This is a genomic window from Barrientosiimonas endolithica (assembly GCF_030296655.1).
In the GTDB taxonomy this organism is placed as follows: domain Bacteria; phylum Actinomycetota; class Actinomycetes; order Actinomycetales; family Dermatophilaceae; genus Barrientosiimonas; species Barrientosiimonas humi.
In genome coordinates this window covers 3,196,492-3,217,512 of the sequence record NZ_AP027735.1, presented here as the reverse complement: position 1 = coordinate 3,217,512, position 21,021 = coordinate 3,196,492, and the positions used below count along the sequence as shown (strand labels likewise).

Below are 21,021 nucleotides of genomic sequence, written 5' to 3'. Positions count from 1 at the left end.
GAGACCGCGATGTTCACGCCCACCGCACCCGTCATCGAGCACGAGCTGGCCTGGCACCGGCACCAGATCGCCCGCCGGGCCGGCGAGGCCGCCAAGATCCGGGCGGCCGAGGAGGCCGCGGCCCAGCTCGCGCAGCAGGAGACCGGCCGGCAGCCCGCCCGGCGTCAGCACTGGTGGCGCCACGCGTTCACGCACTGACCGACGACGGACCGGACGTCCACGTGATGGCCGAGACCGGCGTACCGATCGAGCCTGTCGGTGCTCCCGGACACAATGGCGAGGTGCCCGCGTTCCCCGTCGCCGACCAGCCGCTGGTCGGCCGTGACGCCGACCTGGCCGAGCTCGTCGAGCGGCTCGAGGCGGGCACCTCCTCGGTCGTGCTGCTCGGCGGCGACGCCGGCGTCGGCAAGACCCGGCTGCTGACCGAGCTCACCGCGCGGGCCCAGGAGTCGGGGGCGCTGGTGCTGCTCGGGCACTGCCTCGACCTGGGCGACTCTGGCGCGCCCTACCTCCCGCTCGTCGAGATGTTCACCCGGCTGCACCACGACGAGCCCGAGCGGGTCGCCGAGCTGGCGCAGGCATACCCCGGCTGGCGCCGCTGCTGCCCGAGTCGGTGCGTGCCGAGACCTCGGCCGCCGACCCGGCCGGGTTCTTCACCGAGGTGCTCGCCGCCCTCGGCGCGCTCGCGACCGAGCGGCCGGTGCTGGTGCTGCTCGAGGACGCCCACTGGGCCGACCGGTCCACCCGCGAGCTGCTGACCTTCCTGCTGAGCCGGCGCTTCGTGGGACCGGTGCAGCTCGTGGTGTCCTACCGCGCCGACGACCTGCACCGCCGCCACCCGCTGCGCCGCAACCTCGCCGAGTGGGCGCGGCTGCCCGGGGTGCACCGCCAGACGCTGGCGCCGCTCGCCGACGACGACATCCGGGCGCTGCTCGGGCTGCTCGCGCCCGACCAGCCGCTGCCGGGGAAGACCGCCGAGATCGTGCGCCGCGCCGCGGGCAACCCGTTCTTCGCCGAGGAGCTGCTGGCCGCGCAGTGCCTGGGCGACAGCGGCCTGCCCGACGACCTCGCCGACCTGCTGCTGGTGCGCGTCGACGCGCTCGGTGACGACGCGCGCGAGGTGGTGCGGGTGGCCTCGGCGGCGGGGCGTGCGGTCGACCACGAGCTGCTGGCGCGGGCGAGCGGGCTCGAGCCGACCGTGCTCGACGCCGGCCTGCGCGCGCTGCTCGACGCCCAGGTGCTCACCGCCACCAGCAGCGGCTTCGCCTTCCGCCACGCGCTGCTGGCCGACGCGGTCTACGACGACCTGCTGCCCGGCGAGCGGCTGCGGCTGCACGGTGCCTATGTCGACGCGCTGCAGGAGGCCGAGGCGAGCGCCTCCGGCGACGCCCGGCAGGGGCTGGCGGCGGCGATCGCCCGGCACGCGCGCGCGGCGGGGCGGCGCGACGTCGCGGTGACCGCGGCCGTCCAGGCGGGCGACGAGGCGGCGGCGGCCAGCGGCCCGGCCGACGCGGCCCAGCTCTACCAGCACGCGCTCGAGCTGGTGCTCGCCGACCCGGGCCTGCCGACGCCGCTGTCGCCCTTCGAGATCACCCTGCGCGCCGCGAGCGCACTGGTCGACTCCGGCGACCCCTACCGGGCGTTCGACCTGCTGTCCGACCTCGACGCGTCCGGGTCCAGCGCGCTCGACCAGGGACGGCTCGCGCTCTGCCTCGCCGAGGCGCACCTGCTCACCGACGCGCCCGAGTCGATGGCGCCGCGGCTGCAGTCGGCGATCGAGGCCCTGGCCGGCGAGCCGTCCGCCGTCCTCGCGAGCCTGCACGCCAAGCGCGCCCGGGCGCTGTTCGACGACGACGACTTCGAGGGGTCGGCGCAGGCCGCCGACGAGGCCACCCAGCTCGCGCGCGAGCTCCAGCTGCCGTCCGTGACGGCCGACGCCCTCACCACCCTGGCGCGCCTCGACTCGATCGCCGGCCTCGGCGAGCGGTCGCTCGAGCGGCTCGACGAGGTGGTCCGGCAGGCAGCGGCCACCGGTGACGTCGAGGCCGAGCTGCGCGCCCGGCACCAACGGCACCGGGTGCTGGCCCGGCTCGATGACCACGTGGGCGCGCGCGACGAAGCTGCCGCGGCCGTACGTCGGGCTGGCGAGCTCGGCTCCGCCACCAACTGGTTCGCGCTCGACTGCCGGATCCTCGCCGCGCTGTTCGCGGTGCTCACCGGCGACTGGCGGCTCGCCGACGAGATGCTCGACGTACGCCGTCTCGGAGTCCGCGAGAGCCCCACCACCGCGCCGCTCACCGCGATCGACATGGCGCTCGCCGCCGCGCGCGGCGAGCGCGAGACGGTGCTCGACCGGGTCGAGACGATCCGGCCCGCGTGGGAGCGGGAGATGATGGTGAGCATGCACGGCGGCGGTGCCGCCATCGACGTGCTGGGGCGCGACGGCGACATCGAGGCGATGCTCGAGCTGCACGACGAGGTCGTCGGCACGGTGCGCCGCGTCTGGCACATGCGCTCGTTCGACGCGCGGATCCGGCTGTCGGCGGTGGTGATCGGCCACCTCGCGACCGCGCGCATCGACCAGCGTGACGACCGGCGGCGCGGCGACCGGCAGCGCGACCGGTCCGACGTGGTCGCCGAGCTCGCCGCCACCGCCGAGGACGTCGCCGCGCTGCGCGCCGACGAGAGCTCGCTCGGTCTGGAGTCGCGCGCCTGGTTGGCGCGGGCGCGGGCCGAGCGGCTGCGGCACGACTGGGGCGGTCAGGGCGCTCCGCCGCCCGAGCTGGTCGAGCGGCTGCGCGAGAGCGCCGAGCTGTTCACCGAGGCGAGCTTCCCCTACGAGCAGGCCCGCGTGCGGGTGCTGCTCGCCGAGGTGCTCGCCGCCGCGGGAGACCAGCCCGGCGCCCGCGCCGAGGCCGCCACCGCCCGCGACCTGGCCCTTGAGCTCGGCGCGCGCGGGGTGCTCGAACGCGTCGGCCACCGCGGCAAGGCTCCCCGGGTCCCCGCCGGTGCTGGCTCCGCCCCTGAGCTCACCCCGCGCGAGCGCGAGGTGCTCGCGCTCGTCGCGCGCGGGCATACCAACGGGGAGATCGCCAAGGAGCTGTTCATCAGCACCAAGACGGCGAGCGTCCATGTGTCCAACATCCTCGCCAAGCTCGGCGCCGCCACCCGCACCGAAGCCGCCACCCTCGCGACCAAGCAGGGACTGCTGGGGAGTAACCCGCGCCCACGGTGGTCGAGCGGTTTTCCATGGTGGTCGAGTAGGGCGGAGCGCAGCGGAGGCCGTATCGAGACCACGTCGCGCACCACGCTGGTCGAGTAGGGCGAGCCGCTAGGCGAGGCCGTATCGAGACCAGGTCACCTCTGATCTGTGGTGACCGAAAGGCGCCGGGAGGCGTGAGTACGCCTGTGGTGACGTTGAACTCGCGAGTCGCCGATGGCGTACGGCTCCAGAGTGGTCACGAACTAACAAAGTGGTCGGTTGCAAGTGACCAGTCTGTGAGTTCGCGCCCAGTCTGAGAGATTCTGGCCAGTCTGGGCGGGGTCGGTCCTGACCCGACCGCACGATCCCGACACGGCAGTGCGTTGTTGACACGAAGGGCTGCTACAGCACGCACGTCTGTCAACAACGCCAGTCCGTGTCAACAACGTCAGGCTCTGTCAGAAACGTCGCCACCGCGAGCCGCCAGACCGGCCAACCACGGACCGACTCCCGCCTCCCGGCGCCTTTCGGTGACCACAGCGCGAGCCGACGGGTCTCGATACGGCCTCCGCTGCGCTCCGGCCTACTCGACCACCGTGGAAGGGGTCTCGATACGGCCTCCGCTGCGCTCCGGCCTACTCGACCACCGTGGGAAGGGGGTCTCGATACGGCCTCCGCTGCGCTCCGGCCTACTCGACCACCGTGGGAGCCGCTCGACCACCGCAGCGAGCCGCTCGCCATCTGGACCGTTCCGCCCCGTGCGGACGTGATCTGAGTCACGCTGGATGGATGAGTCACGCCACCACGGAACGCACCGACCTGGGTTCGGTCGCGGCGGTGACGGTGCGCGACGACCCGCGCCGCAAGGCGCACGACCTGCGCGACCTGCACCGCCGGTGGGCGGAGACGGCGACGGTGCCCGACGGCGTACGGACCGCGATCGCGCGGGCGTGGTCGCGCCAGCAGCCGCGGCCCTCGACCGCGCCGACGACGCACCTGCCCGACCTCGCGGTCGCCGAGCGCCGGTCGCAGGCCACGGAGCTGCGCACCGTGCTGCCGCACCTGGAGTCGACGTTGCTCGACGTCGCGTCGGAGGCCAGCAACGAGCTGGTGGTGTGCGACGCGAAGGGGTTCGTGCTCTGGGTGCGCGGCCCGTCCGAGGTGCGTCGCTCCAGCGAGCGCCTGGGCTTCGTCGAGGGCGCCAACTGGAGCGAGGACGCCGTCGGAACCAACGGCCTCGGCACCGCCATCGTCGACGCGCGGCCGATCCAGGTGTTCGGCGCCGAGCACACCGACGAGGGCCACCACGGCTGGGTGTGCACGGGCGCGCCGATCCTCAGCCCGCGCACCGGCGCGCCGGCGGGCGCGATCACCCTGTCCGGGCCGCTCGCGAGTGCCCACCCCAACACCGTCGCCCTCGTGAGCGGGGCCGTGCGGCTCGCCGAGCAGGTGCTGGCCGCGGAGCACCGGGCCGACCTGGATCGCGTACGCCGGGCGGCGGGCGATCTCGCCGGCGGCGGTCCGGTGGTGCTCGTCGACGACGACGGCTGGGTGGTCGAGTCCGAGGGGGTGTCGGTGGGTGACCGGGTGTGGCTGCCGGGCCGGCTGCACGAGGGCCGGGCCTGGTCGCCGCTGCTCGGAGCCATCGACGCCGAGCGGGTGCCCGGCGGCTGGGCGCTGCGCCCGGTCAGCACCCGCGACGTGCGGGTCGAGCTGTGCGCGGGCCCGCCGGCGCGGGCCGTGGTGCACGCGGCCGGCGGCACCGAGGAGGTGCGGCTCACCGCCCGGCACGCCGCGATCCTCGCCGCGCTCGCCGCCCATCCCGACGGGGTGAGCGGGGAGGAGCTGGTGCGGGCGGCGTACGACCGGCCGGTCAGCCTGGTCACGCTGCGCGCCGAGGTGTCGCGGCTGCGCGGCCGGCTGGGACCGCTGATCGACACGCGGCCGTACCGCCTGACGGCGCCCTGTCTCGTCCGGCCCTGAGCGGCCCGCGGGCGCCCGGTGCAACGTCCTGCAACCCTTCCGGGCCGCGGCACCCCGGCCTAGCGTCACGGCATTCCGCAGCGGCACCGAGATGAGGAGCTCCCGATGACCGACACCGCGACGCAGACCGACACCCAGCCCCTGGACGACGCGCGGGCGTGGACCGAGCAGCTGCAGACCGCCCTGGAGGCCGGCGACGTCGACGCGACCCTCGAGCAGTTCGCCGACGACTGCTTCTGGCGAGACCTGATCTCGATGACCTGGAACCTGCACACCGCCGAGGGCAAGGACGCCGTCGGCGCCATGCTGCGCGAGGTGGGCCAGGGGCCTGGCCGCGCTCGATCGAGGTGACCGGCGCCGACGAGGCCGACGGCGTGACCACGCTCGACTTCACCTTCGAGAACGACACCTTCAACGGCAAGGGCATCGCCCGGCTGCGCGACGGCCGCTGCTGGACCTTCCTCACCTCCGCCCAGGAGCTGAAGGACCACCCCGAGCCCAAGGGCCGCCGCCGCATCTTCGGCGCCGAGCACGGGGTCAACGTCAGCAAGGACAACTGGCTCGACCGGCGCAAGGCCCGGGTGGCCTCGTTCGGGAAGGACGAGCAGCCGTACGTCCTCGTCGTCGGAGGCGGTCAGGGCGGCATCGGTCTCGGGGCCAGGCTCAAGCGGCTGGGCGTGAACGCCCTTGTCGTGGACCGGTATCCGCGGCCCGGCGACCAGTGGCGCAGCCGATACCACTCGCTGTGCCTGCACGACCCGGTCTGGTACGACCACCTGCCCTACCTGCCGTTCCCCGACGACTGGCCGGTGTTCTCCCCGAAGGACAAGATCGCCGACTGGCTGGAGTCCTACGTCAAGATCATGGAGCTGGACTACTGGTCCAGCACCGAGGCCAAGAGCGCGCAGTTCGACGAGGAGTCCGGCACCTGGGAGGTGCGGGTCGACCGCGACGGCGAGGAGATCGTGCTGCGCCCGACCCACCTGGTCATGGCCACCGGCATGTCGGGGCTGCCGAACCAGCCGGAGATCCCGGGGCAGGAGCGGTTCAAGGGCGACGTGCACCACAGCTCCAAGCACCCCGGCGGCGGGCCGTACCGCGGCAAGAAGGCGGTGGTCATCGGCTCGAACAACTCCGCCCACGACATCTGCGCCGACCTGTGGGAGAACGGCGCCGACGTGACGATGCTGCAGCGCTCGACCACGCACATCGTGCGGTCCGACTCGCTGATGGAGCACGTGCTCGGCCCGCTCTACTCCGAGGACGCGGTCGAGTCCGGCGTCGACCACGAGACCGCCGACCTGATCTTCGCCTCCATCCCCTACCAGGTGCTGAACGAGTTCCAGAAGCCCGCGTTCGACGCGATCCGCGAGCAGGACAAGGAGTTCTACGACCGGCTCGAGAAGGCGGGGTTCATGCTCGACTTCGGCGCCGACGACTCGGGGCTGTTCCTGAAGTATCTGCGGCGCGGGTCGGGCTACTACATCGACATCGGCGCCTCCGACCTCATCGCGTCGGGCGACATCAAGCTCGTCGCGCCCGCCGAGGTCAAGGAGCTCACCGAGGACGCGGTCGTGCTCACCGACGGCACCGAGCTGCCGGCCGACCTGGTGGTGCTCGCGACCGGCTACGGGTCGATGAACGGCTGGGCGGCCCAGCTGATCGACCAGGACACCGCCGACCGGGTCGGCAAGGTGTGGGGCCTGGGCTCCGACACCCCGAAGGACCCCGGTCCGTGGGAGGGGAGCTGCGCAACATGTGGAAGCCGACCCAGGTGAGCAACCTGTGGTTCCACGGCGGCAACCTGCACCAGTCGCGGCACTACTCCAAGTACCTCGCGATGCAGCTCAAGGCGCGTCAGGAGGGCATGGACACCCCGGTGTACGCCCTCGCCGAGAGCCACCACACCGGCTGAGCCGGTCCGGGCGAAAGCCGGATGACGTGGTGCGGCCGGCGTGCGTACGCTGGCCGCACCATGAAGATCTGAGGCACCGACCCGCTCGCGCCCGAGGCGACCCACGCCCGGCGAGCAACCACCGACCCGCCGCGCCCCGCGGCCGTTGGAGTGCCTCGTGCCTGCCCCTTCCCTGGTCGTCCGCGACGTCCGCAAGTCCTACCCCGACCGCCTCGTGCTCGACGGCCTCGACCTGGTGGCCACGCCCGGCCAACGGGTCGGGCTCATCGGCGAGAACGGCTCCGGCAAGTCGACGCTGGTGCGCCTCGTCGCCGGCCTCGAGCAGCCCGACTCCGGCAGCATCACCGCGCCCGACGACCTGGGCTATCTGGCCCAGGACTCGGGCCTGCGCGACGACGCGACCGTCGAGGAGGTGCTGACCGCGGCCCTCGCCCCGCTGCACGACGGCGTGGCCGACCTGGAGCGGCTGGCGGGGGAGCTGCCCGGGTCGGCCGACGCCTACGCGCAGCGGCTGGAGTGGGTCGAGGCGCACGACGCCTGGGACGCCGACCGCCGGGCCGAGGTGGCCGCGCACCGGCTCGGCCTCGGCGCGCTCGAGCGCGACAAGCCGGTGCGGGAGCTGTCGGGCGGCCAGCGTGCTCGGCTCGCGCTCGCGGCCCTGCTCACCCGCCGCCCCGCCTGTCTCGTGCTCGACGAACCCACCAACCATCTCGAGGCCGAGGCGCTGGACTTCCTTGAGGCACAACTGATCTCGATGCCGGGTGTCGTCCTGGTCGCGAGCCACGACCGGATGCTGCTGGAGCGCGTGTGCACGACGCTGGTCGACCTCGACCCGGCGCACCTCGGCACCGACGGGCGGGGCGGCCGCGCCTACTCCGGGGCCTACTCCACCTATCTGTCGGCCAAGCGCGACAGCAGGCGCCGCTGGGAGGAGGCGTTCGAGCAGCAGCAGGAGACGCTGAACGCGCTGCGTGTCCGCACCCGCACGACGACCCTCGACATCGCGCACGACCGGCCGCCGCGGGACAACGACAAGTACATCTACAGCTTCAAGGGCGAGAACGTGCAGGCCCAGGTGCGTCGTCGGGTGCGTGACGCCGAGCAGCGGATCGCCGCCATCGAGCGCGACCTGGTGCCGAAACCGCCTGTGCCCGTTGACTTCTCAGGGTCGTTCGACGGCCGACGGGCCGCGAGCGTACGCCTTCGTGACCTGTCTGTGCCCGGTCGCCTGCACCTCGCGCGGCTCGACGTCGCCGCGGGCGAGCACCTGCTCGTGACCGGCGCCAACGGCACGGGCAAGTCGACGCTGCTGTCGGTGCTGGCCGGCCGGCTGGAGGCCGCGGGCGACGTGCAGGTCGACGCGCGCTCGGTCGGGTTCCTGCCGCAGGAGGTGCGGTTCGCCGACCCGACGCGCACGCCGCGCGAGATCTACGCCGACGTCGACCCGCTGCGCCCGATCACCGACCTCGGCCTGCTGCACCCGCGCGACCTGACCCGCCCCGTCGGCGTGCTCAGCGAGGGGCAGCGCCGCCGGCTCGCGCTCGCGCTGCTCATGGCCACGCCGCACGACCTGCTGCTGCTCGACGAACCCAGCAACCACCTGTCGCCGAGCCTGGTCGATGCGGTGGAGGAGGCCGTGCGCCGCACGCCGGTCACCGTGCTCGTCGCCAGCCACGACCGCTGGCTCCGGTCGCGCTGGCAGGGGAGCGTCTGCCTCGTCAGGCCGCCGCGACGGGGAGCCGCTGCACGCCCCGGATCGTGACCGACCGCCGGATCGGCACGTCGCCGGTGAGGTGCAGCCGCGGCATCCGCTCGGCGAGCAGCCGCAGCGCGACCTGCGCCTCGAGCCGGGCGAGCGGCGCGCCGACGCAGTAGTGGATGCCGCTGGAGAAGGCGAGGTGGTCGGCGTTGTCGGTGCGGGTGATGTCGAACTCGTGCGGCCGCGCGAACGTCTTGGGGTCGCGGCCGGTGCCGCCGAGGCCGATCAGCACCCAGCGGTCCTTGGGCACCTCGTGACCGTGAATCTCGGTGTCGTTCATGGCAACTCGCGAGGTGAACTGCACCGGCGCCTCGAACCGCAGCGTCTCCTCGACCACCCCCGGCGCGCGACCCTCGGGGTCGGCGACCAGCAGCTCCCACTGGTCGGGGTGGCGCAGCAGCTGGTGCACGGCGTTGCCGATGAGGTTGACCGTGGTCTCGAACCCGGCCACGAGCAGCAGCTGGCACAGCGGCAGCATCTCGCTGGCCTTGATCGCCTCGCCCTCCTGCTGGCTGAGCAGGGTGATCATGTCGTCGCGCGGGTCGGTGCGACGCTCCTCGATGAGTCGGCCGAACATGCGCTCCAGCGCGTACTTCGCCTCGTACGCCCGGCGCGCGTGCCGCATCGACTGGATGCCGTCGAGCGCGCTGCCGAGCGCCGTGCCGTAGCGCAGGAACGTGTCGGAGTCGGCGTCGGGCACGCCCAGCAGCTCGCTGATGACGGTGATCGGCAGCGGCGCCGACAGCGCCCGCTGCAGGTCGAAGCTGCCCTGCCGCTCGGCGTCGTCGAGCAGCTGGTGCACGGTCTTCTCGATGCTGGTCTCGTACGCCGCCATCCGCCGCGGCGTGAACGCCGGTGCCGCCACCCGGCGCACGCGGGTGTGGTCGGGCGGGTTCATGTCCAGCAGCGACAGGTCGATCTCGCCGCTCTCGCGACCGGGGGCCTCGCGGCCGACCGAGCCGAAGTCGCGGCTCTTGAGCACCGCCGCGCACAGGTCGTGGTCCATGCTCACCCGCACGCCCGGGACCCGGGTCTTGCTCAGCGCGCCGCGGGCGCGGACCTGCTCGTACATCGGGTAGGGGTTCTCGTGCCACGGCGCCAGCCCGGCCCGCGCCAACGGGTCACCCTGCACCCACGCGGCATACCTGCGCTTGGCCTTCTCGGCGTACATCGTGGTGGCGAAGGTGCGGATCATCCGCAGCTCGGCGAGCGTCGGTGCCTGCATGCCCACCCACGCTACGTGACCGTAAGCGCCGCGGCGAGGCCCCCGAGGGGGAGGGGCGGCCCGCATACGGCAGGTGAGGCCCACGTAACAGGGGGCCTCACCTCGATCAAGCGGGCCGCCCCTCCTCGACAGCGGGCGTCTCGGGGGTGGTCACGCGGCGACGCTACGCGCCCGCGGGGTGGCAGGCTTGACCTGGTGACCTCGACCGACCTGAACCGCGCGCACGTCGCGGTGCTCACGGTGTTCGCGCTCGCCGGTGCGGCGTTCGCCTCGTGGGCGGCCCGCATCCCCGACATCAAGCGCATCCTCGACCTCGACCCGCGCGCGCTCGGGCTGCTGCTGCTCGCCGGCTCGCTCGGGTCGGTGCTCCTGCTGCCGCTGTCGGGGCACATCGCGAACCGCCTCGGGGTCGCCCGCGCGCTGGTGCTCGGCACGGGCTTCGCGGCGACCGGAATCACGGGCCTCGGTCTCGCGGTCGGCGTGGCCGAGGACGTACGCCTCGCGGCCCCGGCACTGTTCGTCACCGGCCTCGGCATCGCGCTGTGGGACGTGGCGATGAACCTCGAGGGCGCGCACGTCGAGCGAGGGCTCGGCCGGTCGGTGATGCCGCACTACCACGCGGCGTTCAGCGCGGGCACCGTCGCGGCGGCGCTGCTCGCGGCCGGGCTGGTCGGGCTGCGCGTGCCGGTCTGGGTGCACCTGCCGCTGATCGCGCTGGCCTGCCTCGCCGGCGTCGTGCTCGCACTGCGCTCGTTCCGCCCGGGCGAGCCGCCCGCCGAGGAGGACGCCGACCAGCCGCGCGCCCGCAACCCGTGGACCGAGCCGCGCACCCTGCTCATCGGGGTCGTCACCCTCGTCGCGGCGTTCACCGAGGGCACCGCCAACGACTGGATCTCGGTCGCGTTCGTCGAGGGGCACGGGGTGCCCGGCTGGGCGGGCGTGCTCGCCTTCGCGGTCTTCCTGTCCTTCATGACGATCGGGCGACTGGCCGGCACCAAGCTGCTCGACACGTACGGCCGGGTCCCGGTGCTGCGCGTCATGTTCGGTCTCGCGCTCGTCGGCTGCCTGATCGTGGTCTTCACCCCGGCGCCGTACGCCTACCTCGGCGCGGCCGTGTGGGGCATCGGCGTCGCGCTCGGCTTCCCGGTCGGGATGAGCGCGGCGGCCGACGACCCGCGCCTCGCGCACGCGCGGCTGTCGGTGGTCGCGACGGTCGGGTACGGCGCGTTCCTCGCCGGCCCGCCGCTGCTCGGACTGCTCGGGCACGAGGTCGGCGTGCTGCGGGCGCTGCTGGTGGTGGGCGCCGCCCTGCTGCTCGCGGTCGCCTGCCTCCCCGCCGTACGCGAGCCGCAGCCTGTGCAGTCCACCCACCGGGCGCCGACGGCCAGTTGATAGCCAACCGAGACCTACGGTTACTAGTTAGTAGGTAAGATCGTCTGACGCCGAGATCCGAAGGGAAGACCATGACGGTCCAGACTCGACAGACGGTCAGCTTGCTCGACCTGGCCAAGGGTGCCGCGCGCATGGCGCCGGACCTGCCCATCCTGATCAAGGGAGCGCCGGGCCTGCTGCTGCGCAAGCCCAAGGACAAGAAGTCCGTCGGCCTGCTCCTGCAGGAGCTCGCCGCCAAGCAGCCCGACCGCCCGTTCCTGAAGTTCGAGGGGCGCACCGAGACCTACGGCGAGGCCAACCGCATCGTCAACCGCTATGCGGCCGTGCTCACCGAGCGCGGCGTGCAGCGCGGCGACGTGGTGGGGCTGCTCGCGCGCAACGAGCTCGAGACGGTGCTGGTGTCGCTCGCCATCGTCAAGATCGGCGCGGTCGCCGGGCTGCTCAACTACAACCAGCGCGGCGAGGTGCTCGCGCACAGCCTCGGGGTGCTCGGGGCGCCGCTGGTGGTCGTCGGCGACGACTGCGTCGAAGACCTCGCCTCGGCGGGCGCCGCGGCCGAGCAGCAGTCGTCGATCACCTTCTCCCAGCTGCGCGCCGAGGCCGAGGGCAAGTCCGACGCCGACCCGGCCGTGACCGCCGACATCGCGGGCAGCGAGCAGGCGTTCTACATCTTCACCTCGGGCACCACCGGCATGCCCAAGGCCAGCATCATGAGCCACTTCCGGTGGTTGAAGTCCTACTCCGGGCTGGGCGGCCTGGGAGTGCGGCTGCGGCCCGACGACACGATGTACGTCTGTCTGCCGCTCTACCACAACAACGCCATCACGGTCGCGCTCGGCGCCGTGTTCGCCGGCGGCGCCTCGATGGCGATCGGCCGCAAGTTCTCCGCCTCCGGCTTCTGGGACGAGATCCGCACGTACGACGCGACCGCCTTCGTCTACATCGGTGAGCTGTGCCGATACCTGCTGGCCCAGCCGGCCAAGCCCACCGACCGCGACCACAAGGTGCGGGTCATCGTCGGCAACGGCCTGCGCCCCGACGTGTGGGCGGAGTTCCAGGAGCGCTTCGGCATCGCGCGCATCGCCGAGTTCTACGGCGCGAGCGAGTGCAACATCGCGTTCATCAACGCCTACAACGTCGACGAGACCGCCGGCACCTGCCCGCTGCCGTACAAGGTCGTGGCCTACGACCAGGAGACCGGCGACCCGGCGCGCGACGCCAACGGCCGGCTGACGAAGGTCAAGCGCGGTGATGTCGGGCTGCTGCTCGCCAAGGTCACCAACCGCGCCCCGTTCGACGGTTACACCGACGACGACGCCACCGAGAAGAAGCTCGTGCGCAACGGCTTCAAGGACGGCGACACCTGGTTCAACACCGGCGACCTGGTGCGCCACCAGGGCCTCACCCACGTCGCGTTCGTCGACCGGCTCGGCGACACCTTCCGGTGGAAGAGCGAGAACGTCGCGACCACCGAGGTCGAGGCCGCGGTCGGCCGGCTGCCCGAGGTCGAGGACGTCTCGGTCTACGGCGTCGAGATCCCGGGCGCCGACGGCAAGGCCGGCATGGCCTCGATCGTGCTCGCCGAGGGCCAGCAGCTGGACCCCGAGCGTGCGGCGAAGGAGCTCGGCTCGGCGCTCCCGGCGTACGCCGTCCCGCTGTTCCTGCGCATCGTGCCCTCGCTGGAGCACACCTCGACGTTCAAGTCGCGCAAGGTCTCGCTGCGCGACCAGGGTTACAAGACCGACGACCCGCTGTACGTCTACAAGGGCTCCGAGGGGTACGTCCCGTTCTACGAGGACTACCCCGCCGAGGTCGCCTCCGGCTCCACCCCCGCTGACAGCCCGAGCCCGAACCGCCTTACGGCAGTAGGCCGCCCGAGCCCTGCACCTCGTGCAGCGGCCCGGGCGGCATGCCGGCGAGCACGCCCGCCTGGTCCTCCTCGGACTTGTCGCGGCTGAGCTTGGCCTTGGCCTGCACGTCAGCGACGGCGAGCTCGACGCCGACGATGGCCCGCAGCCGCGTGCGCACGAACTTGTCCGGCGCGTCGCTGACGGCCCACGGCTGCTCGCGGTCCCGCTCGTGCGCCTCGGTCAGCCGGGTCACCATGCCGAGCACCCACTCCGGGTCGTCGTGCACGGTCACCGGGCCGCGCAGCTGCACCTCGGTGTAGTTCCACGTGGGCACGACGCGTCCGTGCTCGGCCTTGCTGGCGTACCAGCTCGGAGAGACGTAACCCTCGGGGCCGCGCACGACCAGGAGCCCGGGCGGCGCCCGCAGAGATCCGTTGCCACTGCTCGTTGTTGCGCGCCAGGTGGCAGGTGACGCGGTCGCCCTCCCAGAGCACCGGGAGCGTCGTGGCGTCGGGGACGCCGTCGTCGCCGACGGTGACCAGGCTCGCCGAGCCCACCGCCGCGACGAACGCCCGGACCTGGTCCTCGTCCTCGACGACGCTGTGGCTGGGGAGGTACATGCTGGCGAGGCTACGCCGCGTCACGACCGTGCGCCTCCGCCGTCCGGCACCCCGCTCAGCGCAGCGTGACCAGCCCGGCGGCGTCCAGGTGGCTCACCTCGTTGAACGTCTGCAGCCGCGCCCGTTCCTTGCCGAGCGCGACCCGGCTGACGCTGGTGTTGGAGATGCTCAGCGCGAACTCCTTCCAGGCGTCCAGGCTGCCGGCTGCGGTGAGGCGCGCGGCGATCTGGCTGACGCAGCCGGCGGAGGTGACCACGAGCGTACGGCCCGTGGTGGCCTCCACCGTCGCGTCGAACGCGGCGTCGACGCGCTCGCGGAAGGCGCCGAAGCTCTCGCGGTAGTCGGCGTCGTGCTCGCCGCCGGCCCAGCGCCGCAGCGCCTGCTCGAACATCGACTCGAACGCCGCGCGCGGGCGCAGCGTGCGCACCATGTCGGCCTTGAGCAGCAGGTTGTGCCGATAGGCCGGGCGGTAGGCCTGGATCACGTCGACGTGGTCCAGCTCGTTCCACCGCCCGTCGACCTCGGTCTCCAGGTCCTCCCACTCGGCGCCGACGACGATCTCGGCGACCGTCTGCGCGTGCCGCTTCATGCCGCCGCACACGATCCGGTCGGGCCGCAGCCCGCGCCGCGCCAGGTCGGCGCCGAGCAGCCGCGCCTGCCGGTGCCCGCTCGGGGAGAGCTGGTCGTAGTCCTGCTTGCCGAACGACGCCTGCCCGTGCCGGACCAGCAGCAACGAACGGGGATCCATGGCCGGCAAGTCTGCCAGCCGGGCAGGCCCGGCCGGCCGATGGCGTACGCCCGGCTCGCCTCAGGCGCGCAGCAGCGCCGGCACGTCGCGCCAGCGCTTGCCCTCCGGCAGCGACAGCTGGAAGATCCGCTTCCACGTCGACGCGAGCTGCTTGGGCAGCGGGCCGGTGGTGTAGGGCAGGCCGTAGCGCTCGCAGATCTCGCGCACCCGCGGCGCGATCTCGATGTAGCGGTTCGACGGGATGTCGGGGAAGCAGTGGTGCTCGATCTGGTGGCTGAGGTTGCCGGTCATGATGTGGAAGAACTTGCTGCCCGACAGGTTGGCCGAGCCCATCATCTGGCGGATGTACCAGTCACCGCGCGTCTCGCCCTCGATCATCTCCTCGCTGAACGTCTCGACGCCCTCGGGGAAGTGACCGCAGAAGATCACCGCGTGCGCCCACACGTTGCGCAGCGCGTTGGCCGCCACCGACGCGGTCAGCGCCGCGACGCCCGAGCGCGACACGACCTGCGCGACGAACGGGAAGGCGATGTACTCCTTCAGCACCTGCTTCGCGGCCTTGCGCTTGAGCAGCGCCATGTCGGCGTCGAACGCCTCGCGGGTCTTGTGCCCCTCCTGCACCTGGTCCCACTCCAGGTCGTAGGAGGCGATGCCCCACTCGAAGACCAGCGACAGCCCCGCGTTGACCGCCGGGTTGAAGATGTCGCGCTTGGTCCACGGCTGGTCCTCGCTGACGCGCAGGATGTTGTAGCCCACGTCGCGGTCCTTGCCGATGACGTTGGTCCAGGTGTGGTGCAGGTCGTTGTGCGTGTGCTGCCAGCCGCGCGCCGGCGCGACGAAGTCCCACTCGTACGTCGTGGAGTGGATGTCGGGGTCGCGCATCCAGTCCCACTGCCCGTGCAGCGTGTTGTGCCCGATCTCCATGTTGTCGAGCACCTTGGCCGTCGCGACCATCCCGGTGCCGGCGACCCACGCGGGCTTGTAGCGCGAGGCCAGCATCAGCAGCCGGCCGCCGAGCTCCAGGCTGCGCTGGATCTTGATCATCCGCTTGATGTACGCCGCGTCACGGGCCCCGCGCGACTGGATCACCTCGTCACGGATCGCGTCCAGCTCGGCCCCGAGCTGGCGTACGTCGTCGTCGCTCAGGTGGTCCGCGCCCGGCGGGCGCACGGTCGGGCTGCCCTCGGTGGGGAGCACACCGGTGCGCTTGACGGCGGACGGCTTGCTGCCACGCCGCAACGAGGTGTCGAACGGCTCGTCGTCGGTGGTCGTGTAGGGAACTGCGGCCAGGGCCATCAGGGAATGCTCCTGTCGTGTTGCGTTCAGGGGGTCAGACGTCGAGGTGCACCGGGCCGGCTGCGGCCGAGATGCACGTCTGGATGAGCTCGCCCTCGTCGCTCCGGATCTCTCCGGTGCGCAGGTCCTTGACCTGTCCCGAGAGCAGCGGGGTCAGACAGCTGTGGCAGATGCCCATGCGGCACCCGTGGGGCATGAGGACGCCGGCGTTCTCGCCGACCTCGAGCAGGGTGGTCGAGCCTTCCGCCTCGGCCTCCTTGTCGGACTTCTCGAAGACCACGCGGCCGCCGGCGGCGTCGCCGGCGAGCAGGCCGGTCTCGAACCGCTCGACCGACAGGTGGTCCTCGGCGTGGAAGGTGCGCCAGAAGTCGGTGGCGTCGTCGAGCAGCTCGGTCGGCCCGCAGACGTACGCCTTGCGCGAGCGCCAGTCGGGGCAGGTCGCCTCGAGCTGGGCCGGGCTGCTCAGGTCGAGCCGTCCCTCGATCGCGGTGTAGCGGTGCACGACGTGCAGGCCGGGGTTGTCCTGCGCGAGCTCGGCGAGCTCCTCGCGGAACAGGGCCGTCTGCGGGGTGCGCGCGGAGTGGATGAGCACCACGTCGGCGTCGCGCCGGCGGGGGATCAGGGTGCGGATCATCGACATCACCGGGGTGATGCCCGAGCCCGCGGTGAGCATGAGCAGCGGGCGCGGGCCGGGCGGCAGCACGAAGTCGCCCTGCGGCGGCGCGAGGAACAGCACGTCGCCGACGCGGGTGTGCTGCACCAGGTGCTGGGAGACCCGGCCGATGGCGGTCACGGTGATCGCGGGGTCGTCGCCCTCGGCGGCCGACAGCGAATAGCTGCGCCACTGGCGCACACCGTCGATCTCGACGCCGATGCGGGCGTACTGCCCCGCGGCGTGGGCCGACCAGCCGCGTCCGGGACGGAAGTGGATGGTGGTGCTGTGGTCGGTCTCGGGGGTCACCCGGGTGACCACGCCGCGCAGCTGGCGCGCCGAGGACAGCGGGTTCACCAGCCCGAGGAACTCCTCGGGCGGGAACGGCGCGGTGAACACACCGAGCGCGCGCATCGCCAGAGGTCGTCGTCCAGTCACCTCTCTAGTGTGATTGGCGCGAGGCGTCATATTCTGCTGTCTGTGCTCACAATCGGAGCGCACGTCTTTAGCGCCTGACGCTGAAAAACGGGGTTGGGAGAGGCATAACGTGACGGTCGACACACCCCTGACGGGTGACCCGCCTCCCTGGGCGTCGCTGCCGCGGGAGGTGTCGCGGGCGCTGCAGCCCCACCTGGGCGAGGTCGTCGAGTCGATCATCGCGGCGATCCAGCGCGACGTCCCCGCCTACTCCCGCCCGTTGGAAGGCGACTTCGGCGTCGCCGTGCGGCAGGGCGTCGAGGTCGCCCTCAGCCGGCTGCTGCTGGAGCTGCCCGGCCGCGACGAGCCCGCGCTGCCGCCCGAGGCGCGGCTGGTGTACGCCGGGCTCGGCAAGGGCGAGGCGCGCACCGGCCGTCCGCTCGAGGCGCTGCTCGGGGCCTACCGCGTCGGGGCGCGGATGGCCTTCCGGGCGGTGTCGCGCATCTCGGTGCAGGAGGGGCTCGACCCCACGCTCCTCATGCCGCTCGGCGAGTCGATCTTCGTCTACATCGACGAGCTGTCGTCGGCGAGCATCGAGGCGTTCACCGCCGAGCAGTTCCGGCAGGCCGGTGAGCGCGACCGGCGCCGGGCCGCGCTGCTGGAGCAGCTGGTGTCGGGGCGTGCCGAGGAGGCAGACCTGCGGGCGCTCGCCGCCGACGCCGGCTGGGTCATCCCGCGCGAGGTCGTCGTGGCCGCCATGCCGCTGGAGAAGGCCGACGGGCTGCGGCTCGCGCTCGGCGAGCGCGGGCTGGCCCGCTCGCGCAGCGAGTACGCCGTGGTGCTCGTCGCCGCCCCGCGCAGCGACCGGGCCCGGGCCGAGCTGGAGCGGGTGCTCGCCGGGCGGCGCGCCTGGATCGGTCCGGTGCGCCCGTGGTTGCGAGCCGCCGGCTCGTTGCGTGCGGCGCACGCGGCCATGACGATGCCCGACCCGGCGGCGGTGCAGGCGGCCGAGGGTGACGGCCCCTGGTGGGTGCGCGACCACCTGTCGACCCTGGTGCTCGGGCATGAGCCCGAGCTGCTGAACGACCTTGCGGCACAACGACTTGCGCCGCTGGACCAGCTGCGTCCGAACCAGCGCGCGCGGCTCGCCGAGACGCTGCTGTCGTGGCTCAGCCACCAGGGCGAGCGGGCCAAGGTCGCCGCCGACCTGCACATCCACCCGCAGACGGTGGGATACCGCGTCGGCCAGCTGCGCGAGATCTTCGGCGACGCCCTCGACGACCCGCTCACCCGGTTCGAGCTGGAGATGGTGCTGCGCGCCGGCCACTCCTGATCGCGCCGCTCAGCCCGAAGCCGGTCGAGGAGCCCGGAGCGCAGCGGACACGTCGGTCGAGTAGCCCGGAGCGCAGCGGACACGTCGGTCGAGTAGCCCGGAGCGCAGCGGAGGGCGTATCGAGACCCCGGCCCGCTTGGATGGACCCATGACCTACGTCGCGCTCGGAGACTCCTACGCCGCCGGTGTCGGCGGCGGCGAACGTGTCGACGCCTGCTTCCGGTCGCGTGCCGGCTACCCGGTGATCGTGTCCGAGGCGATCGGCAAAACCCTTGTCTATGAAGCCTGTTCGGGGGCGGTGGTCGACGACGTACGCCGTGGTCAGCTCGCCCGGCTCGACGCTCAGACCGAGCTGGTGACGGTGTCGGTCGGCGGCAACGACGCCGGCTTCGCCGAGGTGCTCACCGCGTGCGCCCGCCCCGCGTGGATGGGCGAGACCGACCCGGTCATCGACGAGGCCGAGCGGGTGATGCGCGAGGACCTCCCGGGCCGGCTGGGCGCGCTGCACGAGGACGTACGCTCGCGCGCGCCGCAGGCGCAGCTCGTCGCCACCGGCTACCCGCGGCTGTTCGCCGGCGAGGAGTGCAACCTGTCGACGTTCTTCAGCCCGCGCGAGCTCACCCGGCTCAACGCGGCCGCCGACCTGCTCGCGGAGGTGATGGGCGCGGCGGCCCGCGCCGCGGGTGCGGTCTTCGTCGACGTACGCGACGAGTTCGAGGGGCACGCGGTCTGCCAGGACCCGGAGTGGATCCGCGGCGCGTCCTGGCCGCTCGACGAGTCGTTCCACCCCAACGCCACCGGCCACCGGGCGATCGCCGACGCGGTGCTGGTCGAGCTGGGGCGGCAACCGGTGGGTGCCCCCGCCGAGCCTCGACCGGCCGTGCTGGCGAGCAGGCCGGCGATCGCGTACGGCCGCCCGCACGACCACGGCCGCAAGATGTTCCGCCTGCCCGACCTGTTGTCGTCGGAAAGCCTTGCTGGTGCGAAGGATTCGGGACTCGACGTCGACGAGGTGCGCCGCCTCGCCGAAGCCGGTGGCCCCGACGCCGAGGCCCGGCTGCACCAGCTCGACCGGCAGGTGCGGGCCACCCTTCCCACGGTGGTCGAGTAGGCCGAGCCGCTTCCCACGATGGTCGAGTAGGCCGAGCCGCTAGGCGAGGCCGTATCGAGACCTGTCACCTCGGTCGTGGGCCACCGAAAGGCGCCCGGAGGCGGGAGTCGGCCTTTGGTCGGGGCGATCTGGCGACTCACCCTAGTGACGTTTCTGACAAACCCTGACGTTGTTGACACGGGCCGGCGCTGTTGACAGACCTGGGTGCTGTAGCAGCACTTTGTGTCAACAGCGTGGGGTCGTGTCGAGATCGCAGGGTCGGGTCAGGACCGACTCGCCCAGACTGGTCGCGAACTAACAGACTGGTCGGTTGCAACCGACCAGTTTGTTAGTTGGTGACCACTCTGGCGATGTACGCCGTCGGCGACTCGCGAATCCGACGTCACCACAGGCGTACTCACGCCTCCTGGCGCCCTTTGGTCACCACCGAGCGTGGCGACGTGGTCTCGATACGGGCTCGCCTAGCGGCTCGCCCTACTCGACCAGCGTGTGGGGTGCCGTGCTCGACCAGCGTGGGGGTCAGCGGCCGGTGCGGTTGCGCCACTCGCGGCGGGTCTCGCCGGGGCGGGGCTGGGCGTCGTCGTCCCCAGCCTGCTCCTCGGGTGCGGCCGGGGTGGCCGGGTCGGCCGGGGTGGCCGGGTCGGCCGGGGCGTCCTCGAGCAGCCGGCCCACCATCGCCACCGTGCCGGCGACCACCTGGCCGGGCAGCAGCAGCGCGAACTCCTCCGCCAGGCACAGGTCGAGCTCGCCGAACGCGGTGAGCACGCGGGAGGCCACGAACCGGCGGCCGGTGAGCGAGTTCGTCCGCACCTCGGCGCGCAGCACCACGCCCGACAGGAGCGCGTGCGGGGTCGGGTCGACCGGGCCGGGGTAGAAGCCGTTCGCGAAGAACGCCGAGGCCGACATGCGCGGCGGCCAGGCGAGGCCGCGCTCGGCCACCTCGGGCGGAGGCGGCCCGAGCTCGTCCTCGGTGCCGAGCAGGCTCGCGTCGTCGGCGAGGAAGGTCGGCTCGTCGTCGAAGGCGGTGACGTTGATCCCGAGCGCTACCAACCGGATTCGGCCGCCGCCCACCTGACCCTCGACGTGCCGCCGCTGCTCCAGCTCGCACGTCACGCCCGTCTCGGTCACGCCGTCCTCGCCGAGCACCGTCACCCGGGCGACGTCCGGGGAGTGTGCCTCGACCGCGGTGCTGGTGAACTCGCTGGTGCTCGCGAACGACGGCAGGATCAGCGGTCTCCCGGCCAGCACGTCGAGCACCACGCGTGCCCCGCTGGAGTCCTGCCAGGCGTACGTCTGCACGCCGGGGCTGTGCGCCACCGGCTCGCTGCCGAGCCGGGCGACCTCGGCCACCAGCTCGGACAGCTCGGCCGGTGAGGTCACCCCCATCCCGATGCAGGCGAGGTTGGAGCTCACGGGCGATCACCGCTCATGGCCGTTCACCGTAGAGGCAGGGCGCAGTTGGGGAAGTCTTGACCTGCCGTATGCCCCGGGGACGCACCGCCCGGGCCAGGGTGAGGC

The 21,021-nt window shown here is 72.7% G+C and carries 15 protein-coding genes and 2 pseudogenes; 10 read left to right on the top strand and 7 right to left on the bottom strand.

Going from position 1 to position 21,021, the window contains the following annotated elements:
• Positions 1–9: 9 nt before the first annotated feature.
• The 6 genes and pseudogenes from QUE40_RS16260 (at position 10) to QUE40_RS16235 (ending at position 8,862) form a co-directional block, all read left to right on the top strand.
• Positions 10–198 carry a hypothetical protein gene (locus QUE40_RS16260; RefSeq protein WP_142006982.1) on the top strand — a complete coding sequence of 63 codons (189 nt, stop codon included), beginning with the start codon at positions 10–12 and terminating at the stop codon, positions 196–198.
• An 83-nt stretch (positions 199–281) separates the two neighbouring features.
• Positions 282–758 carry an AAA family ATPase gene (locus QUE40_RS16255; RefSeq protein WP_289231613.1) on the top strand — a complete coding sequence of 159 codons (477 nt, stop codon included), beginning with the start codon at positions 282–284 and terminating at the stop codon, positions 756–758.
• Positions 662–3,322, top strand: a complete 2,661-nt coding sequence (locus QUE40_RS19780; protein ID WP_433997091.1) for a helix-turn-helix transcriptional regulator — start codon at positions 662–664, stop codon at positions 3,320–3,322. The genes QUE40_RS16255 and QUE40_RS19780 overlap by 97 nt, the downstream gene beginning before the upstream one ends.
• Positions 3,323–3,991: 669 nt before the next feature.
• Complete coding sequence (locus QUE40_RS16245) at positions 3,992–5,185, top strand: sigma-54-dependent transcriptional regulator family protein (RefSeq protein ID WP_289231612.1); 1,194 nt, start codon at positions 3,992–3,994, stop codon at positions 5,183–5,185.
• 105 nt (positions 5,186–5,290) lie between these two features.
• A pseudogene (locus QUE40_RS16240) lies at positions 5,291–7,100 on the top strand (NAD(P)/FAD-dependent oxidoreductase).
• Between the two features lie 157 nt (positions 7,101–7,257).
• On the top strand, positions 7,258–8,862 hold the full coding sequence (locus QUE40_RS16235; RefSeq protein ID WP_289231611.1) for an ABC-F family ATP-binding cassette domain-containing protein: 1,605 nt from the start codon (positions 7,258–7,260) through the stop codon (positions 8,860–8,862).
• Here the strand turns inward: QUE40_RS16235 and QUE40_RS16230 are convergent.
• Positions 8,819–10,084, bottom strand: a complete 1,266-nt coding sequence (locus QUE40_RS16230; RefSeq protein WP_289231610.1) for a cytochrome P450 — start codon at positions 10,082–10,084, stop codon at positions 8,819–8,821. The genes QUE40_RS16235 and QUE40_RS16230 overlap by 44 nt on opposite strands.
• Positions 10,085–10,279: 195 nt before the next feature.
• Between QUE40_RS16230 and QUE40_RS16225 the strand changes: the two genes are divergently transcribed.
• Together QUE40_RS16225 and QUE40_RS16220 are read left to right on the top strand one after the other, a co-directional pair.
• Positions 10,280–11,476, top strand: coding sequence for an MFS transporter (locus QUE40_RS16225; protein WP_236022406.1), 1,197 nt, complete (start codon positions 10,280–10,282; stop codon positions 11,474–11,476).
• Positions 11,477–11,547: 71 nt separating this feature from the next.
• Positions 11,548–13,434, top strand: coding sequence for a long-chain-acyl-CoA synthetase (locus QUE40_RS16220; RefSeq protein ID WP_289231609.1), 1,887 nt, complete (start codon positions 11,548–11,550; stop codon positions 13,432–13,434).
• On the opposite strand, the gene QUE40_RS16215 is transcribed toward QUE40_RS16220, so the two are convergent.
• The 5 genes and pseudogenes from QUE40_RS16215 to QUE40_RS16195 all read right to left on the bottom strand — a co-directional run bounded on the left by QUE40_RS16215 (position 13,334) and on the right by QUE40_RS16195 (position 17,056).
• Positions 13,334–13,726 (bottom strand): FMN-binding negative transcriptional regulator, encoded by a 393-nt coding sequence (locus QUE40_RS16215; RefSeq protein WP_289231608.1) that lies wholly within the window; start codon positions 13,724–13,726, stop codon positions 13,334–13,336. The genes QUE40_RS16220 and QUE40_RS16215 overlap by 101 nt on opposite strands.
• Before the next feature lie 76 nt (positions 13,727–13,802).
• Positions 13,803–13,946 (bottom strand): annotated as a pseudogene (locus tag QUE40_RS16210) (FMN-binding negative transcriptional regulator); the annotation flags it as partial.
• 55 nt (positions 13,947–14,001) lie between these two features.
• Positions 14,002–14,694 (bottom strand): histidine phosphatase family protein, encoded by a 693-nt coding sequence (locus tag QUE40_RS16205; RefSeq protein ID WP_289231607.1) that lies wholly within the window; start codon positions 14,692–14,694, stop codon positions 14,002–14,004.
• 60 nt (positions 14,695–14,754) lie between these two features.
• Positions 14,755–15,990, bottom strand: coding sequence for a fatty acid desaturase family protein (locus QUE40_RS16200; RefSeq protein ID WP_142006972.1), 1,236 nt, complete (start codon positions 15,988–15,990; stop codon positions 14,755–14,757).
• 34 nt (positions 15,991–16,024) lie between these two features.
• Entirely contained in the window at positions 16,025–17,056 is a 1,032-nt protein-coding gene (locus tag QUE40_RS16195; protein WP_289231606.1) for a ferredoxin reductase, read from the bottom strand.
• 133 nt (positions 17,057–17,189) lie between these two features.
• Between QUE40_RS16195 and QUE40_RS16190 the strand changes: the two genes are divergently transcribed.
• Both QUE40_RS16190 and QUE40_RS16185 read left to right on the top strand, forming a co-directional pair.
• Positions 17,190–18,392 (top strand): PucR-like N-terminal domain-containing protein, encoded by a 1,203-nt coding sequence (locus tag QUE40_RS16190; protein WP_289231605.1) that lies wholly within the window; start codon positions 17,190–17,192, stop codon positions 18,390–18,392.
• 148 nt (positions 18,393–18,540) lie between these two features.
• Entirely contained in the window at positions 18,541–19,503 is a 963-nt protein-coding gene (locus QUE40_RS16185; RefSeq protein ID WP_289231604.1) for an SGNH/GDSL hydrolase family protein, read from the top strand.
• A 519-nt stretch (positions 19,504–20,022) separates the two neighbouring features.
• Here QUE40_RS16185 and QUE40_RS16180 read toward each other — a convergent pair.
• Positions 20,023–20,916: a hypothetical protein gene (locus tag QUE40_RS16180; RefSeq protein WP_289231603.1), complete on the bottom strand. Its 894-nt coding sequence runs from the start codon at positions 20,914–20,916 to the stop codon at positions 20,023–20,025.
• Between the last annotated feature and the right edge of the window lie 105 nt (positions 20,917–21,021).

Coding starts and splice junctions, on each gene's coding strand:
- QUE40_RS16260 (WP_142006982.1), top strand. CDS start 10: ATGTTCACGCCCACCGCACCCGTCATCGAGCACGAGCTGGCCTGGCAC.
- QUE40_RS16245 (WP_289231612.1), top strand. CDS start 3,992: ATGAGTCACGCCACCACGGAACGCACCGACCTGGGTTCGGTCGCGGCG.
- QUE40_RS16230 (WP_289231610.1), bottom strand. CDS start 10,084: ATGCAGGCACCGACGCTCGCCGAGCTGCGGATGATCCGCACCTTCGCC.
- QUE40_RS16220 (WP_289231609.1), top strand. CDS start 11,548: ATGACGGTCCAGACTCGACAGACGGTCAGCTTGCTCGACCTGGCCAAG.
- QUE40_RS16205 (WP_289231607.1), bottom strand. CDS start 14,694: ATGGATCCCCGTTCGTTGCTGCTGGTCCGGCACGGGCAGGCGTCGTTC.
- QUE40_RS16200 (WP_142006972.1), bottom strand. CDS start 15,990: ATGGCCCTGGCCGCAGTTCCCTACACGACCACCGACGACGAGCCGTTC.
- QUE40_RS16195 (WP_289231606.1), bottom strand. CDS start 17,056: ATGCGCGCGCTCGGTGTGTTCACCGCGCCGTTCCCGCCCGAGGAGTTC.
- QUE40_RS16185 (WP_289231604.1), top strand. CDS start 18,541: ATGACCTACGTCGCGCTCGGAGACTCCTACGCCGCCGGTGTCGGCGGC.